The following is a 16,740-nucleotide window of genomic DNA, read 5'->3' on the forward strand; positions in this document are numbered from 1 at the left end:
AGAATAGAAAAAGCATCTCCGGAGAAATGCTAAAACAAAACATCATTACAATTATCTGTTTTTCACAACTGCGTCAGGATGAATAAACGTTACTCCGTCTTCAGTATTAAGTATCCCGTTTATTATTCCATAGACACTTAACTTACCTTCAAGGTTTTGACATTACCGTTTACTATTCCATTTATTCTAACAGTAGTATTTTTATGTACTTGCAAATCACCTGAAATAACAATGTGTACTGCCAAATCGGCTGTGCCATGAACTGTTACACTTCCACTTACAACGACGTAGATTACTGTATCTTCAAAACAACTCAAATCTCCTTCGTATCACCCTCTGATTACTATCATTTCTCAACCTCCCTTTTTAACACTAATCGCAAAAACCAGTGAAAATCCTTCTAATAAACCGCACTTTGTTTCATAACTTCCCCTTTGAATTTTAGGCATATAAAAAGACACCGTTACAGGTCAAATTGTCTTATTCAGTTCATCATTCAAAATGAGTTCACTATATACTTTCCGATTGATTTTCAGAGCTGTATTTCTCAATATGGACTCCATTTCGGAAGTTTTAACTTGCTTGCCCTCCTCTGTTTCAATCCGAACTCTTTCCCACTCTGCTTTAAGAATTATTTGTTGCAAATCACCTATCCGGTTTTTCGAACTCTCTACTTTGTTTTTATCGTAGTTCCCTCCAAGTAATAAGTCGGTCTGTGCTTTCATCTCTTTTATTAACTCTTTAACAAATAACTCTCTCGGATTTAATAACAGTTCAATATGATTTTGCGATGATAACACAGCCTGGTAATCCTTAGCAACATCATAACTATCATTTAAACCAACAGATTGTGAAAACCTTATTAACTCATACTTTAAGCAACGAGAATTATAATTAACAAACTCACCGCGCAACTTATTTATCCAATCGATTCTTTGAGTCCCGATTGAAGTAATAATCCTTTGTTTTTTATTAGTTGAAACAGTCATTAAATAACCAACCAATGCAATAGTTGGCGCAAACGTTCCAACAAGTACCGTTATCCATCCTGACATCTCAATTCGACCTCCTAGCCACAATATTATCAGAATAGGTGAAAATTGCCGAATTTTGACTGTGTCTGTGTCAGAAACATTCACTTCAATTCCACCAATATAAATATTTATACAGGATTCATCTGAAAACCCAAAAACTGATACACTTGCACTCTTCTAAATGCAACTATAGTAAATTCACCCTAGTATGGACATCGAGGGATAAGCTAAAAGCGGATACCGGCTAAAGACGGTGGAGTTAGGCCACGCACCCGAAAAATAAAACTGAACATTAAATCAATTCCCGAAAAAGCCGACAACTATCAGCCGACTTTAGTCCGAATATTTCCTGAACGCTTCCTCTAGTTCATCGTAAGCAGAAGGTGAGTCGCTATCGATTTTACTTAATAAATCAGTAATCTCTTTGCGTAATTTTTGAATGTTAGTAGATAATGATCCAGCTGCACGGTCATTAGCGTTAATTCCGTATACGTCTCCCTTTTCTAATCTGTAAAGTCGGTAAGCTATATCGTTGATTTCCTTACTATACTTCTTTGCAATACCTAACTTCTTTGCTTGGCTCAATTAATTTCACCTCGTTTCTTCCTGCGGTATTCCTCGATCACTTTTTCTTCTTCGATAAATTCAACCATTTGAACATTAATCCATGAAGAAACTCTAATACCCTTTTTACCTGCTATTCTACAAAACTTCATAAAATAGTGGATCTAGTGTGATATTCCCCTCTGCGTTGCCAATACTGTCACTTCCATATACATGGTAATATTGTCCATTAAATACTGTTATTTATCAATACACACAAGTAAACACTAAGACGTATTATGCTCCTAAAGCGACAAGAAGATTTACAATAAGTATTTTAAGTCATCATCGGAACCACCTGTTTCCTGGTACGTAATTTCACCTGACTCATCTAGCTTCCGAAGGAAATGATGTAGATAAAATGACTCTGCTGGATACCCTAACCGATCAGACACATCCCTATAAGTCACCTTTTCTCTATTCTTTTTACTCAATCTGAGAATTCTCATCAACTCATCTTTTTGGTTTTTAAATAGTTCATCATAATACTGTTTCGCATCCATAGTTAACTGGCCATTGTCCATATTGTAGTAACTTAGTGCACTTAGCATTTCTGCAGATTGAACCTTACTTGGATGAACGAGATATAATCCTCCGCCATAGAAATGAGCAAGTAATTCTCCCATCAACCCCTTGATTTTTTCCTCTGAAATGTTAATCATAAAAAATCCTCTCCTTTCATCCTTAGTTCGACAAAAGGGGAAAGAAGTCCTCTTTATTCAGCATCAATCAAAAACATCCACTATTAATCAGAACATCCTTCACTCCCGGTTGCAGGGTAGACGGAACCTCCGAGTAAGCAGTCTTGCCAAGGATCACACGCTGCGCAAGAAATATCGCCATCATAGTATCACCTCCCTCTAATATGAGTAATAGCCAAAACAAATAGCGGGTCAACATAATTTTGACGGTGTGTCAGAAACATTCACGTCAATTCAACCAATTTGATTATTTATACAGGAATCAACTGAAAACCCAGCAACTATTACACTTTGCATTCATCTAAATGCAATTGTAGTGAATTAACTGAATTCAACCTGGCACAGGCACCTGTTTTTAAAGTGATGCCGTCCAATTCTCAGTGATTCTTAAAGCCATTTGATAGATTGTTAATGGCTAAAACAGCCACGAAAACACCTTCCTTCTATTACATAGGATTTATTCCAAGCGTCCGATAAATACCTTCTAGTTAATACATTGTATGAATAGAGCATAATTCTTATAATAACTTGAAAAATCTTACCCCTTTTTATTAATCCATGTTCCTTACTTGTGCTGATTAGTTAAAATGAAAAGCAACCTCCCTTTATTTTATGGAAGTTGCTTTCTCATTCCTAGACGCGTTTAGGCGGCACACAACCATCCCTTTTACCGCACATTTACCTCATAAAAACTCTTATACATCTCTTCCAAATTCCGTTTACTACGATTCACTGATTGAATTGTTACTCCATTCTTTATCAACCATTCAAGATATTTCTCCAACTCATATGCCGGATCCGTAAATAAACGATTGTCCAATAGACGATAGGGCAATTGACTGTCCGACATCACTTTTTCCAATGACATTTCTGCTGGCATCCTAACTTCAATTTGAAATGGATCATTCCCGTCAATCAGCATATCATTTTTAACCAACTCACCATCTTTGATGAACCAGATCGTGCTCGTCAAATCTTCCAATATATCCAGGTTATGTGTGGAAATGAGTAGGCTAATCCCTTTGGCATGTAATACGCGGATCAATTCCTTCAGTTCAATTACACTTGTCGGATCCAAACCATTGAAAGGTTCATCCATCAAGATGATGAGCGGTTTTGTCAGGATACTTAACGCAATCAGCAGATGCTGTCGCATGCCGTATGAATAAGACTTGACAGGATTATTGACATACGTCCGGATTCCTATCAATTGTATAACTTCATCGATTTCCTTCTTGTCCAGATTATAAATACTCGCGACAAATGCCAAATGATCGTATCCTGTGAGATGCATATAGAGGTAGTTGTCACTTGGTAGGAATGTGACATATCTGAAGAATTCAGGATTCTGGTTAGAAATGCCTTTAATCCGCACTGAGCCGCTTTCTACATCTTCCAATGCTAAAACGGAACGCATCAAAGTGGATTTCCCCGCCCCATTTGGCCCCACAAGACCGATGATATCGCCTTCATTCATTTCAAACGTAATTTCTTTCAGGATACTTCGTTTCCCATAGTTCTTCGTAAGCTGATCGACTTTTAAAATCGACATATTACGCCTTCCTCCTTCCTGCTAGTAAGCCGATGATGAACAACAGGATTCCACTGACAAATAGAATGATACTTCCGTTGATGAAGTTCACAGCAGCTGAATTCGCGACAATCGATTTCCAACCATCCACGACATTCCATGTATCAAAATACGTGAATGGATTCAAAAACATATAACTTGCCGACGTATACTGACTAGCCAAGAAATAGCTTGTAAATACCAGCAGCAACGTAATGATAATCGTCACATACTGATTTTTCACCCATCTCCCCACTAAGCTAAACAAACTGTTCAAAAAGAAGGTTTGAGCCATAATCAGCATGCCGCTCTTCATGATAAGCATGAGCAAACTTTCAAAATAGAAATTGACATTATCTCCATAAGAATAAAATACCCCGTCGTCGGCACTTTCATTTGAAGTAACATCGGGCGACAATTCAAGCGTGAAGCCATCCTCGTAACTCCCCGTCGCATATACTAAAATTGGATATTGCGATTCACCTATACCACCGATTAGTGAACTGAATAGGAATACAATGCCCCCACATAGAACAAGCAATCCGTAAGCAATCATCAGATTGTAAGCCCACTTGCTTACATAGATTGAACGGAAAGAAATCGTTTTGGTTTTCATGAAATTGATGGACGGATTCGGCTGTCGCTCATCGGACAAGCTTGTCCATAATAAAAGGATGAAGACACCCATACCAAACAACATCATATTCCAATTCAAGTATTTGTAGACAGAAAACAGGCTGCTATTTCCATACTTCGTATTCCGCTCTTGATTCGCTTTGAGTATTGTGTAATGAACGTCATTAAGGGCCGTGCTTGGGTCCTGAAAATGTGAAATCCACAGAGGTCCAATCGGCCATGGCGTAATTTCCTTTTCCGCTAGAATACGTTGCTGCTCTTCAGAAGCCATTACCGTTACATCCCATAGATTTCGATCTAATTCTTTATAGGATGGTTCCTTTCGTATGGTGTTCATTGTTTCCCGAAACTTTTCAGGAAAGTTCTTTTCTCCAATTTCGTTCATTAAATCATCTAACAAGCGATAGGAGAGATCCATATTTTCAATCATAATCGTATATGGATTCTCGGCGGAAACGAACTCCGTCTCTTCACCGGATTTTTCGTGATCAGCACGCATCATTTCAATTTCCATATCAAACTCTTCTTCAAGCACTTTCCAATGCATTTGCTGTTCAACGTAAAAATTTTGCTGTTCTTCAATTACTAGCAAATACGTTTTGGGAAGATTTTGATATTGTTGATTAACAAAGATGTACGTACCTCCGATAATTCCAACTAACAGAATTAGCGATAAGAGCACATGACCTTTTCGCTTCTTTTTTAGATGTTCAAATTGAATCAGCTTCCACCTGTTTTTTGGCGCATACTGTTTTCGGATAGAATGGAGCACAGGGACTTTAAGGTACAATCCCTTCGATTTGAAAACCGGATAGGAAGCGATTAAAAAAATAATAAGCAGAACAAACATACCAACCAAATAGGGCACAAAATGATGCGTAGGCAGCAGATGCATTTCGTATGAAACAATTAAATGGATTGGATTAACGAAGTAAAAACCGAATTGAACTGAGACAATATAAGCGATTACGAGAGGCAAAGTAATTATGGTTAACAACGTACCCATACTAAATCGTTGTTTGAATAAACAAATTGCCGATACGAGCAGCAATGAAACAAAAATTCCCCAGCCTATCGGCATATAGAGTAGCCATTTCCATACAGGTACCATCAATGTATCTGCACCCACTACAACTTCAATTGGATAGTGGATTGTATTTAAATTTCCAGTGACCAAAGGAGGTAGCAATGATAAGAAGCTTGCCAGAATTATGTATCCGACTACGATTAGTAAAAATGGTATTAAATAGCCGTAATAGATAGCAGGATTCGATAACGATTTCACTTTTAAAAAATCAAATATCCGATTCTGTTCATCCGATTTATATTTATAGATGAAAATAAGTAAAAATAGAAACGCGGTAATTGGGCTGAATAATAATTGAAATAATTTCTTAGTAAACAAAGCAGTGTTATAAGGAGTCTCTTGTTCAGTGTAGGATAAATTATACTTCTTTAAGATTTCTGCTTTCCGTTGTTCGATATGCAAAACATCTATATTTTGATAAGGAATGGAAATAGTACTTTCATACACTCTGTATTCTTTAATATAATCTAGATTTTCGGATGAAATATCTAAATCTTCATCATTTAACTTACTTTCTATTGTTTTTAAATATTCTTCTTGGATTAATAAACTATCTAATCCACGTTCCGCCTCTTCTGATAAACCAATATTCCTCTTCTTGTTTAAAGCTCTTCCAATTAAAAAATCAATATTCTCTAACCGTTTTTCAAAAGTAGCCTGTAACTCTTTTTTAGTTGCCCCTGATTGTGTATTGTTGATTCCGTAAAGTAATAGTATAAAAACAATTAATACAAGCGATAGCCACAAGACGTATTTGCTTTTGATAATCCCTTTAACCATAAAGGCAATTATTTTTTTCATCAACTCACTCCCCATATCATTGAACATTATCCAGTGATTCCTCTTCGTATTTTACAAACCTTGACCTTACCTACTCTGATTCAATAGTACTTTTTTATAAATGTTCATTTTCCATTGCCAATATAAAAAAATCCCCTTTAAGCAGTAGTATAAACATTAGTGCATTTACACAATATCAACTTAAAGGGGTGCTTTAAAAAATGTTCTGTACGACTTTTCTATATATTAATTATCTTCCAGCAGATAAGGATCTACGTAAGGAGCAGCATCGAGCCAACCATTAAATATCGAGTATCCATTCGTAGAATGAAAACCTCTATTGTAATAGATACCCAGAGTACGTTTATCCGTTTCGGACTTCTGTAACCCAAATAGCTGATGTATATGTTGGAGCTTTAAGTTGTTCCACAAATATCCTATCTGCCAAGGGAGTAATTTGCGCGTTAACGTTATCAGAAGCTTGGACATTGGAGAATGGTGCTGATAATCCTAAACATATAGCGGCGATTAAACTTAAAGATAATACTATAATCTTCTTCGTAAATTTATTTCTCCATCTCTATTTTTTAGTATAAAAAAGAAACTCTTATGAAGAATATCGGCCAATAGTTCTTACAATTCAATCATTCCATATTCCACCAATATTGTCCATAACTATTTATTGCGCAAATGAGCTATGAAAAGTAGCGTTTTTAGAGCATTTTCAGACGGCGTTTTCGCAAATGATAGGCATTTTACAATTCATGCGTATATTCTTCTGAAATTCCTGGCAGTTCTTCGTCTTCTCCACTAAATTGGAAAGCAGCCGCACTCCCCCAAAGGAAAAATACAATAAGGAATCCAAACATCCATCTCATCATCTCATCCACCCTTTCAGCCAACTATCATTTTATAAAAATCCACCGCTTTTTTATATTTGCCATTTCTAGCATAGAGGTCTGCAAGTTTTTTTGCGTAATCCATCCATTGTTTATGACTACCTCTTTTTTTAAAGAAGTGGAATGCCGACAACATTGCATTTTCTATCTTTTTTTCATCTTGTGAACATACGGCTTCATATGCATTAAAGTGGTGCTCATAATACTCTCTTTTTCTCTCATGCAATTCAGGCACTAGTCCTGATCCTTCTTTCAAACATTTTTTTACCTGATCCAGTCTTCCTATTTTTTCATATTCCTTCACCAAAGAATAGATAGAGTACAACAGTTCACTCGGAAGCTCTTTATGATCGATAGCTATTTCAAAATGTGAAATGGCACGCTCCGACTCACCCATCACCGAATAAACATCGCCAATATTTTGGTGAAGAATGCCTAGTAAGGAATCCAAGTCAAACTGAATGCAAATCATTTCAACAAGATGGAATACTTCGAGAGCTTTTGTTAAATTATCATTATTTTTGTAAGCTACTCCGCAAATCATATGGCATTCCACTACCCGCTGTTCCATCATTATTGATTCAAAATAGGCAAGCGCTTGCTTAGCTTGTACAAGTGCCTCAAATTTCTGCCCATTCGCCATAAGAACGACAGATAGGACATAGGCAAAATCAGCTCGTTCAAATGGCGAGAGTGCAAGACTTTCCGTCATGCATTTCGCCTTTGAGAGCGCTTCCAAACTTTCTTTTAACTCACCGTTTGTATATAAAGACATTCCTTTCATTTTTAAAACAGCAAAGGCTTGTTGAGGTGTCAATTCCGATTGAATGTCTTGATACTTTGCAAGTTTCCTCCGTGTTTCTTTTTCTCCGCCTTTCAACACTAGACTTAACCGTATTGCCATCAGTTCTAACTCTATTCTTGTCTGTATTCCAGCTGAAGGGAACTTGTCCGTTAACTCACTAATGAGTCTAGCTGCCCCTTCTTGATCACGCGTGTTTATGATCCTTTCATAACGCACTACATAATCCTCGACACGAACCCTTTCATCTTTGAAGTCGTCTGAGATGGCAATACCCAATCTCTTGGATAGCTTATCCAATACCTCATCACGGCCCTTAATGTTCCCGTTTTCAATTCTGCTTAGTTGCGATTCAGAACAAATCCTCTTAGCCAAGACAGCCTGTTTCATTTTTTGAGAGAGCCGCTCCATCTTGATCATATATCCAACATGCATTTACATCACCTACTTATGGGTATATTCATCGACAGTCTATCCCGTCTGATGCTCCGGTAATTCCCTCATCTTAGCCTCCCCCTCCGTAATTATGCATAAACGAGATTGAATATATTTCCATTATATCATTCATTCAAACTACTTAAAAGTTCATTATTGTAAAAAAAGAGGACAACAAATATCACAGCGCAATGCTGTAATTATTGTTGTCCTCTGCTTGGTCAGAGCGTCGAATTAATTATGAATTTATAATTTTATCCAAAACATATCGGCAATTTATCACATACTGAAGAAGATCCAGTGTTTCAATGGGTTAAACGCTATGTTGAACCTTCTTCATCTGTCGGTGGTAGTCTAATTAATGAAATGAGAGAACCTCGATTCAAAGAAGGATTTGAATACCCTCATTGTATATCGGAACACGTTGTAAGGTTTGGAAAATATAATGGTCGCCAAGTCTATCCTTGTAAGTGTTGTAATAAGACATTTACCGATACAACAAATACTGTTCTTTATCGTACTCGAAAAGGTGATGTATGGATTACGTTTGTTGATTGTATGTTCAAAGGCTATTCCCTGCGAAAATCTGCTGAAAATCTAGGGGTTACTTGGGTTACTCAATATTATTGGAGACATAAATTATTAAGTCCATTAACACGAATGGATTTTAAGCAGTTTGAAAGTATCGTTGAAGTTGACGAGACCTATTTCCTATACTTTCAAAAAGGTCAACGTGGAATCTCAGAAAGGAAACCTCGTAAGCGTGGTGGGAAGTCTAAACTTAGAGGAATAAGCCACGAACAAGTATGTGTTCTTGTTGCCAGAGACCGTACCAAAGCAACAGTCTCAAAAGTTGTTTGTATGGGTCGTATTAATATCATACACTGTACAGATAAGATTTTTATCAAAGTGAAAAGGTTGTATGGTTTGAATTTATTTCCATTTTTCATTACTTATGCTTTTCCGATAACTACTGCGTCAGAAGTTTCAAATAAATTATTTCGCTATTAACGTTAGCTGGTCCTTTTGAGAAATTAAATCAATTCTGTGCCCATCTTTTTCATAAGAAGTAGACGCACCTTCTCTGCCTACATTGCTCCATCCTTTTAATTTGATTATTATCTCATATACAAACGGAATCCCATTCTCTTCTGTGGCTTTTGACCAGTTATACATAGCGACATCTTCTTTATCACTGAGTAACTCGACATTTTTGGGTATCGGAAAGTTAAAGAATTTACTGTTTTCTGCATATGAAAAATATGTGGTGAAAACGAGAATACCACCTATTAATAATATGAATATAATCGCTAAGTTAAATTTATTCTTCATGCTTTCCCTCCATCACTTTACATTTTCACTATACGATAACTTTCATAGACAGTAATTGCATTAAAACTTCTGTCCCAATAATCGCTTGTATGACAGGATAATTTCAACTAAGGTATACATCATATTCCATGGTAATTCACCTCCACTGGCACTATTCGTCAAGAAAGGTGTAAATCCCTTTTTTAAAAATTTGACTGTGCCTGCAAAAAACATCCTTGTTAATTCAACTAATTTGATGAATTATACAGTAATCAAATGAAAACCCAGTAACTGATACACTTTGCACTCATTTTAATGCAATTGTAGTGAATTAACGGAAATCAATTTGGCACCTGTTTTCCTATATTCACTAACATAAAAAAATGGAATTCACACGATTAACCCAATATTCAATAATTAATATCGGTATATGATATAATAGAGATAATAAAATGGATTGAAGGAAGGTAATTTTTCTGAATCAAGAGTTAAAGAAGCTCCTTATTCAAATAATCCAGATTTAAAAAGAACATGGTCATCAATGGAAGCCAGGGAAGGACTTGATCCATTTAAAGAAACGGATTAGTAGAAGAGATTTTCCTTTGGAGACCACTCTGCACGATTACAACAAACAGATTACTGCTATCGTTACACACGAGAAAAGTAAAATTTATATTTATCATTTGAAGCACTTTACACAACGTTATTTCATTTTCTCCCTTGGTACCTGGATAGTCATAGTTGAAGAAGATAATGTTATGGAGACAGCCATGGTTAAAAGATCATCCGAACGCTATTTATCAAATGATAAAGCGTATACTTATATATATACGGTGAAGGAGGTTATATCATGAATCGAATTGAGCTAATTAATCTATACGGTCAAGGGATTACCGATTGTGAAACAAGTCCTTTTGAAATGTTGGAGACGCTCCATATTCGCAGTGAGCTCCATCAATTGTCACTGACAAAAGAGGAAAAGAAAATGGTCGCAGCCTATGATTTAAAATTGCTAGGAAATGCTGAACAAGTTTTCGAACATACTCGCAAAGCTTACGATTTCTCCGCTTCAAAAGAGAAGATGGACGAATGGTGGTGGCACTTGGATTTGCTGTTAAAAGGAGAAATCCTATTTAACGCCACTTCCTTGTATGATGATGTGATTTAGTTGACTATTTTAAGTCAAAAGCAGCACAACAGCAATTAGCTTTCTGCTGCTTTTCCACTTACTGATCTCGATTAAACTTCGAACATTCAACTGGTCGCCAATACTCCCTTCTCTTCCCCAGAACCAACCCTAGCCTGTAAAATCCAGACTGATATCCAACTCCAACCAATAATACCGCTACTTCCACCAGTACCAAACACCCATTCTAAACCGACACACTAGGGTTATCCAGCATTGTCGACACTTCTCCATTGACGATTCTACCGATTGCATCGCTCCAATTGTAGCTGACAGAGACAAAATTGACGCTGTTTATTTACTATCGAAATTCCATTTCATTGGAAAATCCGAACAAAAAGCATTAGAAACTGCCGCACATTTTTTGGCTAAACAGATGGAACAATGAAAAACAGCCTACTCGTACCGGAGGAACCGGTATGGATGGGCTGTTTTATGCGATAGAGTTCATTGCTTTATTTCATTTGATCAACAAATTTTAAAACTTTGTTCATCCAGTCGAAAATTGCGGTTTCTCTTTCTGTTTTGTTGATATCTTTAGGTAAAACTAGCCATTGAAGATTAATTGGCAGTTCATGATTTTTTTCTCTAAGACTCCTATTATGAATTGTCTCCTCATCCAAAAAGAACAATTCTTTGTCGTTTGATAGCGTTTGATAGACACGTGCGGAATATTTGTTGCCATTTATAGAAAGTTCGTAATGCCCACGTGCATAAGGTCGACATTGAATATGATGGCCTTTTAATTTGGAGAGGGAATATTCAAATGCTTGGAAATGCGCTTCACTAATCAAAAACTCTTCCAAGTAATATTTATTGTCCACATGCTTATTCAGATTAACATCGAAAACATCATACATCAGAAGAATTTCTGGGTGACTTGAAACTGTCATGTTCAATTTGTTTCCATTACGTCTTGCAAAAGGTTTAAGGCGTTCTTTCACTAAAAAATCAATAGTATTATGGTCTAAATCACTTCCATAGCTTAGAAGGAATACAGTCTTCAAGTTACTCAGCACCCCGTTTTGACAAACTGTTATGATTAATATTACCATTGTGTTCTACAAAATCACCGTATTTAAAATGGTAATTTTTTGTGTTTTCAGCTATGTTTTTGTATACATCTTTCCATTCATCCTTAGCTCTCACTCTTATACGCAATTTTTGAGAAAACATATGTTAGTATTAGCAAAATAAATGTATACGTTCCGAGAACAAACATCCCGTTTGAATAAGAAAACGCGAAATTTTTATGCGTTGCGGCGAATTTCATCGAAATAATCTCAGGTGCCTCGAGATAAAAGAACGGAATATAGGGAGCGAACTCAATCTCGATTGCCTCACCGGCAAGCTGTGTCCCGAGCAACAGTGTGACAAGCGTCAAACCAACCGCGACAATCATCCGCTTCGTTATGATGGAATAGAGAAACAACAGCGCATAACTAAACAGTAGTGCCATGAAAAATAACGACGCTGATTTCAACAAGAAAATACCCATGCCCATAAATTTAAACGCATAGTCCTCTCCGTATATTAGAACAGGATATTCCCATTCACCGAACTGGTCAAAAGCGGCACCAAGCAAAACAGAAAGACCGCAGATTCCCACAATTAAAAGTACAGTCAGAAGAAGTACCACTAAAAACTTACTAGCAAAAATGGTATTCCAGCGAATCGGCTGCGTCTGTAGCAACTGGATGGAGCCATTACGGCCAAGCCCTTCTTTTGTTACGACATCACTGAAAAGAAGAATGAAAAAGAAAATACCGAAGAGGCTAAAAAACAGTGTGAATACATGATTCGCGAAATAGATACCTGTAGAAGAGTATTTGGCGCTACTCTTTAGAACAAAATCCTTTATCAATTCATCATCGTGTGATTCGGCAGACGGATAAAAGAGATCGTAAATCGTTCGCCAAGTATACCGGTCCAAGCGCAAAACGGGCTCAATTTGCTTGTCGAGCATCCATTGGTATTGAGCGCGAAATGTTTCCTTAGTAAACAATGTCGGCCAGGAAGATGTGTAATATTCCCTTTTGGCAATGAGCGTATCAAGCCCCGTTTCCATTCGCTCTATCTCATAAGCAAACAAAGCAGGCCAGTCTTCGTTTTCGTATCCAACTAATTCGTAATTCTCTTTCTCTAACAAATCGATGCTAAACTGCAATTCAAACGGTATTTCCTCACTCTCCCTCGTCAATTGTAAAGAATCGAGTTCCTCTTGAATTTGTTTTTCTTGACTTTCGACCATCAGCCGAATATCTGGCGTCACATCAGTGACCTGTATTGTATTTATGTATACATAGACATAGTAAACAATTACTGACAACAGCAACAAAACGGACAACAGTCTAAAATACTTTGATTTAACGATTTTACTACATTCAAATTGAAGCAGTCTCAGCAAAGAAACACCCCTTTTCCCCGCAATTCATTTTTTATATGCATAGCAAATTATTATAATACCCTGCTATGCAAGGTAGGTTATGTTGTCATTCTGCTTCTTTCTCGGACATCGCGCAAGCGCCTGAGCAATATACTGTTCCTGAGTAGACCACTAAGTAATCATCTCCAGTGGTTTGTTTGTTTGGATTCCAAGTTTAGCGTACCTTGAGTAAACGGAAGTATACGTAAACTAACCTCCCTTCATATGTGCTTACTCAACTACTATTCTATACGTTTAACAGAATTCCTTCTTTAACTTGAATATTTATGTTTTTCTGAACTAAAATGTAGTATACTAGTAGGCAACACAAAAAAGGGGTTGGACAAGTTGAAAATGTATGGAATTCTCGGACTATTCATCATCATTCTTTTTACAATGCTGGCAGCTTGTTCAGATGATAGTCGAGAGGAAGCTGAACAGCCTGGTGGATTCGATGAAACAGCCGGGCATACAGGAGAGTTACCAATTTTCTATATTGTCAATAGTAAAGAGGAAGGATATAATCCTTACCTAATCACCAACTGTTGGGACGCGGATGAGAAAGAGTGTCAGCTAACCCCGCAAAAACCTCATGACTATCTATTAGGAACACCAACAATGTCTGTGAAAAGCAATGAGCCAGTCATTTTCACACTAGCAGCCAACTCTACCTCATTTCCAGAAGAGTTGCGATCGATAGACAAAGTCGACATAGAACTCATTCAGTACTTCAAAGGCGAGGAAACGAACGTCGAAGTGGAAAGGAATTCATTTACACCCCCTGACGAGCCCGGTCGCTATTTTTATTCAATCGTTTTGAAATGGACAGGCGAAATTAAAGGTGAAGCGAATTATGCGTTCGCAATCGTTGTGAAAGAATAAACATTTGAATTCAAAAGATGCATTCACTCTTCATTATTTTCAATTCAGTCCTGCCTCTTTCACTTTATTTATTAATAAAATTCATGCGCGTATCAACTTCAGTCATAAGCACTCCGTTTGAATAAGTAAATACAAAATTTTATAATTTCGTCGAACGCCAGTATGACAACCTCAGCTCAACAAGGGTACGAAACGAAATTTGGACTCAGGAATAGTCGAGGTGATTAGGATGAATTATCTTACTTTAAGCAAATCCCAAACATCGCCGTGTAACTGTATGTCAAATCAAGCATCTTCAAGAACTCCCCTTTCAAACTCTATATAGCGAGCGCTGTTCAAAAAGGATACACATCGGTAAAGATTTTTATTGGTTTTGTTTGTTTCTGATAAAGCGAGAGATCTTTTATTTATTTTTTAAATGCTTTTAGTGCTTATAGTTCTTATAGTTCTTAGTAGTTGTTATCGCTTTGTTACAGCTTTGTTGATCGCTTGTTGGCTGCTTTGTGAATGTTCGAGTTGAATACTCGTAAACGACTGGAGTTACAAAGTTTTTGAGTCGGTTCTGCTTTGTTGTTTCGTTTGTTAGAATTCCGGCTATTCAAACGGAATCCCACACAATATAAATTTTGTAAATTCACTACAGCTACATAAATACAATCATAATGTCCGGTTGGTAAGATTTTCGATATTCAAGGCAATTAATTCAGATGAAACCTTTCCATACAAGTACCCTATAGTTACATAAACATAATCACTTCTTAGATTTCATTTCTATCCAATCCCAATATGCGTCAAATAACTGATCGTGAAGGAACTCCTCATCCTCTGGCTCATCATTTAGAGTTTTATTCACTAACTTCAGCCCTAACCATACGGAATCTTCATTTCTAAATTTAGGATCCCCTACACCATCTAAGACAGCTAAAAACTGATGAAAGGATAGTAGCATCCTTTCTTTAATAATCTTTTCAATGCCGCTGATTATATGATCATTAAGTACACTTACTTTCAACGCATTAACTTCATGTTCCGTCAACTTAAGCTCTTCCCAGAAACCTAACATTATTGCTTCCTCCGGATTGGTTAAGCTGTCACCTATTTTAGATAATTCTTCAATTGATTCGTAGATGTCCATTAACACACTCATCTGATTATCCATTTGCATCCCCCTTGGATTATAGCTGATTTACTAATAAAATGAGACGTTCCAACTTATCTGCTACACTATAAGAAGTGGAACTTAACTTTTGATATTTCTTCACCTTATTTATTAAAACAATTGCTATAATTCAGTTATAACATAAATAAGTAAAGGAAGGGATAAATTGAGTAAACATAAAACTATATCAATTATTTCGTCAACTGAATTAAACTTATTCCTCTATTTATACGCGATTAATGAAAAAAAGAAATTTCCAGGGATTGAATGTAACGTGGACCAGAAGGTTTACCAAGAGATAAAAAAGAAAATTACAGAAACTTGGAATCAAATAATTGCTGAGTCCAAACAATTCAATAGTATTGGTCGATATGATGAAATCATAAATTCCTTCTTTGGAAGTGTACCTCAGGAGAAAAGGGATGAAATTTCACATTATTTTAGAGCATGGTGGTTTGAGCAACCTCAATACGGGTTCGGCTATATGATGGAAAAGCTAGTCTTTCAACTACCACGAAAAGAATTAGAACAGGTTATTGGGAATGAGCATAGTACCATTGTTCTTGTCTTTGATGCTATACCAGAAAATTGTCAACGACAGGATGAAAAGTATTTTATCATCATCCCGTTATATCGGTTTTGTCCCATTTATTAAGCGATTAGTAAGTGGAATGGTTAGTGCGTTTGTTTTGAGTGTTTAGTACTTACCGACACAATAAATAAAATAAAAAACCTCCCAATTATAATAATAATTAGAAGGTTCTCGTTGGGTTAAAGTAGGGATAAATGCCAAGAGTTCAATTCTTGAACTTTCACCCTACCCCATCAAAACATTGATATAAAGGCCTTTCCAACCTTTTTCGAAACGTCCCAGGCAGGAATCGAACCTGCGACCTACAGCTTAGGAGGCTGTTCGTATTTAAGGACGGCACACTGGCGGTAAGTCAAACGTTGACGTGGCGCAAATTAACTATAATTTGTAGACATGTTTCCAACGCCACGACATACGGCGTAGGTTGCGGAATCTGTGATATTAACGATTATATACGAAGTATAAGCGAGCGTCAAAGCGTATCTAGTTTCGCGATCAATTCCTCGATTTCTGCGATACGTAAAAGCGCCGCAGTGTCGGTCAGTTCTTTCTCGCGTAAAATGTGTAACTCCTTCTTTAATGACGTGTAGACTAGCGAACACTCGCCTAGCGTTAGGTTTAATTTCAACGCAAATTCC

Annotated in this window: 16 protein-coding genes and 1 pseudogene; 5 read left to right on the forward strand and 12 right to left on the reverse strand. The window is 36.8% G+C overall.

The features are described 5' to 3' along the window. Positions 1-470 precede the first annotated feature (470 nt). The 7 genes from ACVHUV_RS13075 to ACVHUV_RS13105 form a co-directional block, all read right to left on the reverse strand. Positions 471-1,055, reverse strand: a complete 585-nt coding sequence (locus ACVHUV_RS13075) for a hypothetical protein (RefSeq protein ID WP_462084856.1) — start codon at positions 1,053-1,055, stop codon at positions 471-473. A gap of 312 nt (positions 1,056-1,367) precedes the next feature. After that, complete coding sequence (locus ACVHUV_RS13080) at positions 1,368-1,619, reverse strand: hypothetical protein (protein WP_462084857.1); 252 nt, start codon at positions 1,617-1,619, stop codon at positions 1,368-1,370. Positions 1,620-1,900: 281 nt separating this feature from the next. Continuing rightward, positions 1,901-2,299: a hypothetical protein gene (locus ACVHUV_RS13085; protein ID WP_462084858.1), complete on the reverse strand. Its 399-nt coding sequence runs from the start codon at positions 2,297-2,299 to the stop codon at positions 1,901-1,903. A 706-nt stretch (positions 2,300-3,005) separates the two neighbouring features. Then, positions 3,006-3,890: an ABC transporter ATP-binding protein gene (locus tag ACVHUV_RS13090; RefSeq protein WP_462084859.1), complete on the reverse strand. Its 885-nt coding sequence runs from the start codon at positions 3,888-3,890 to the stop codon at positions 3,006-3,008. A gap of 1 nt (position 3,891) precedes the next feature. Next, positions 3,892-6,432: a hypothetical protein gene (locus tag ACVHUV_RS13095; RefSeq protein ID WP_462084860.1), complete on the reverse strand. Its 2,541-nt coding sequence runs from the start codon at positions 6,430-6,432 to the stop codon at positions 3,892-3,894. 734 nt (positions 6,433-7,166) lie between these two features. Continuing rightward, positions 7,167-7,289: a hypothetical protein gene (locus ACVHUV_RS13100; protein WP_462084861.1), complete on the reverse strand. Its 123-nt coding sequence runs from the start codon at positions 7,287-7,289 to the stop codon at positions 7,167-7,169. 16 nt (positions 7,290-7,305) lie between these two features. Next, positions 7,306-8,547 (reverse strand): helix-turn-helix domain-containing protein, encoded by a 1,242-nt coding sequence (locus ACVHUV_RS13105; protein ID WP_462084862.1) that lies wholly within the window; start codon positions 8,545-8,547, stop codon positions 7,306-7,308. Positions 8,548-8,814: 267 nt separating this feature from the next. Here ACVHUV_RS13105 and ACVHUV_RS13110 point away from each other — a divergent pair. Continuing rightward, a pseudogene (locus ACVHUV_RS13110) lies at positions 8,815-9,420 on the forward strand (IS1595 family transposase); the annotation flags it as partial. A 123-nt stretch (positions 9,421-9,543) separates the two neighbouring features. Here the strand turns inward: ACVHUV_RS13110 and ACVHUV_RS13115 are convergent. Beyond that, complete coding sequence (locus ACVHUV_RS13115; RefSeq protein WP_317944479.1) at positions 9,544-9,879, reverse strand: hypothetical protein; 336 nt, start codon at positions 9,877-9,879, stop codon at positions 9,544-9,546. Positions 9,880-10,708: 829 nt separating this feature from the next. Here ACVHUV_RS13115 and ACVHUV_RS13120 point away from each other — a divergent pair. Both ACVHUV_RS13120 and ACVHUV_RS13125 read left to right on the forward strand, forming a co-directional pair. Continuing rightward, a complete protein-coding gene (locus tag ACVHUV_RS13120) occupies positions 10,709-11,026 on the forward strand; it encodes a hypothetical protein (protein ID WP_462084863.1) in 318 nt (105 codons plus the stop codon). A gap of 226 nt (positions 11,027-11,252) precedes the next feature. After that, a complete protein-coding gene (locus ACVHUV_RS13125; protein WP_514132987.1) occupies positions 11,253-11,432 on the forward strand; it encodes a stage V sporulation T C-terminal domain-containing protein in 180 nt (59 codons plus the stop codon). A gap of 67 nt (positions 11,433-11,499) precedes the next feature. Here the strand turns inward: ACVHUV_RS13125 and ACVHUV_RS13130 are convergent, their stop codons facing one another. Next, positions 11,500-12,051, reverse strand: a complete 552-nt coding sequence (locus ACVHUV_RS13130; protein ID WP_462084864.1) for a hypothetical protein — start codon at positions 12,049-12,051, stop codon at positions 11,500-11,502. Positions 12,052-12,182: 131 nt separating this feature from the next. Continuing rightward, positions 12,183-13,451, reverse strand: coding sequence for a hypothetical protein (locus tag ACVHUV_RS13135; protein ID WP_462084865.1), 1,269 nt, complete (start codon positions 13,449-13,451; stop codon positions 12,183-12,185). A 366-nt stretch (positions 13,452-13,817) separates the two neighbouring features. Between ACVHUV_RS13135 and ACVHUV_RS13140 the strand changes: the two genes are divergently transcribed. Continuing rightward, complete coding sequence (locus ACVHUV_RS13140) at positions 13,818-14,351, forward strand: hypothetical protein (RefSeq protein ID WP_462084866.1); 534 nt, start codon at positions 13,818-13,820, stop codon at positions 14,349-14,351. 751 nt (positions 14,352-15,102) lie between these two features. On the opposite strand, the gene ACVHUV_RS13145 is transcribed toward ACVHUV_RS13140, so the two are convergent. After that, positions 15,103-15,510 (reverse strand): hypothetical protein, encoded by a 408-nt coding sequence (locus tag ACVHUV_RS13145; protein ID WP_462084867.1) that lies wholly within the window; start codon positions 15,508-15,510, stop codon positions 15,103-15,105. A gap of 166 nt (positions 15,511-15,676) precedes the next feature. Here ACVHUV_RS13145 and ACVHUV_RS13150 point away from each other — a divergent pair, with 166 nt between their 5' ends. Further along, positions 15,677-16,165: a hypothetical protein gene (locus tag ACVHUV_RS13150; protein ID WP_462084868.1), complete on the forward strand. Its 489-nt coding sequence runs from the start codon at positions 15,677-15,679 to the stop codon at positions 16,163-16,165. A 409-nt stretch (positions 16,166-16,574) separates the two neighbouring features. On the opposite strand, the gene ACVHUV_RS13155 is transcribed toward ACVHUV_RS13150, so the two are convergent. Continuing rightward, positions 16,575-16,730, reverse strand: coding sequence for a hypothetical protein (locus ACVHUV_RS13155; protein ID WP_462084869.1), 156 nt, complete (start codon positions 16,728-16,730; stop codon positions 16,575-16,577). Between the last annotated feature and the right edge of the window lie 10 nt (positions 16,731-16,740).

This window comes from Sporosarcina saromensis (assembly GCF_054901285.1).

Excerpts from the sequence above, each read along its gene's own strand:
- ACVHUV_RS13075 (WP_462084856.1), bottom strand. The coding sequence starts at position 1,055 with ATGTCAGGATGGATAACGGTACTTGTTGGAACGTTTGCGCCAACTATT.
- ACVHUV_RS13085 (WP_462084858.1), bottom strand. The coding sequence starts at position 2,299 with ATGATTAACATTTCAGAGGAAAAAATCAAGGGGTTGATGGGAGAATTA.
- ACVHUV_RS13090 (WP_462084859.1), bottom strand. The coding sequence starts at position 3,890 with ATGTCGATTTTAAAAGTCGATCAGCTTACGAAGAACTATGGGAAACGA.
- ACVHUV_RS13095 (WP_462084860.1), bottom strand. The coding sequence starts at position 6,432 with ATGAAAAAAATAATTGCCTTTATGGTTAAAGGGATTATCAAAAGCAAA.
- ACVHUV_RS13100 (WP_462084861.1), bottom strand. The coding sequence starts at position 7,289 with ATGAGATGGATGTTTGGATTCCTTATTGTATTTTTCCTTTGGGGGAGT.
- ACVHUV_RS13105 (WP_462084862.1), bottom strand. The coding sequence starts at position 8,547 with ATGCATGTTGGATATATGATCAAGATGGAGCGGCTCTCTCAAAAAATG.
- ACVHUV_RS13115 (WP_317944479.1), bottom strand. The coding sequence starts at position 9,879 with ATGAAGAATAAATTTAACTTAGCGATTATATTCATATTATTAATAGGT.
- ACVHUV_RS13120 (WP_462084863.1), top strand. The coding sequence starts at position 10,709 with ATGAATCGAATTGAGCTAATTAATCTATACGGTCAAGGGATTACCGAT.
- ACVHUV_RS13145 (WP_462084867.1), bottom strand. The coding sequence starts at position 15,510 with ATGGATAATCAGATGAGTGTGTTAATGGACATCTACGAATCAATTGAA.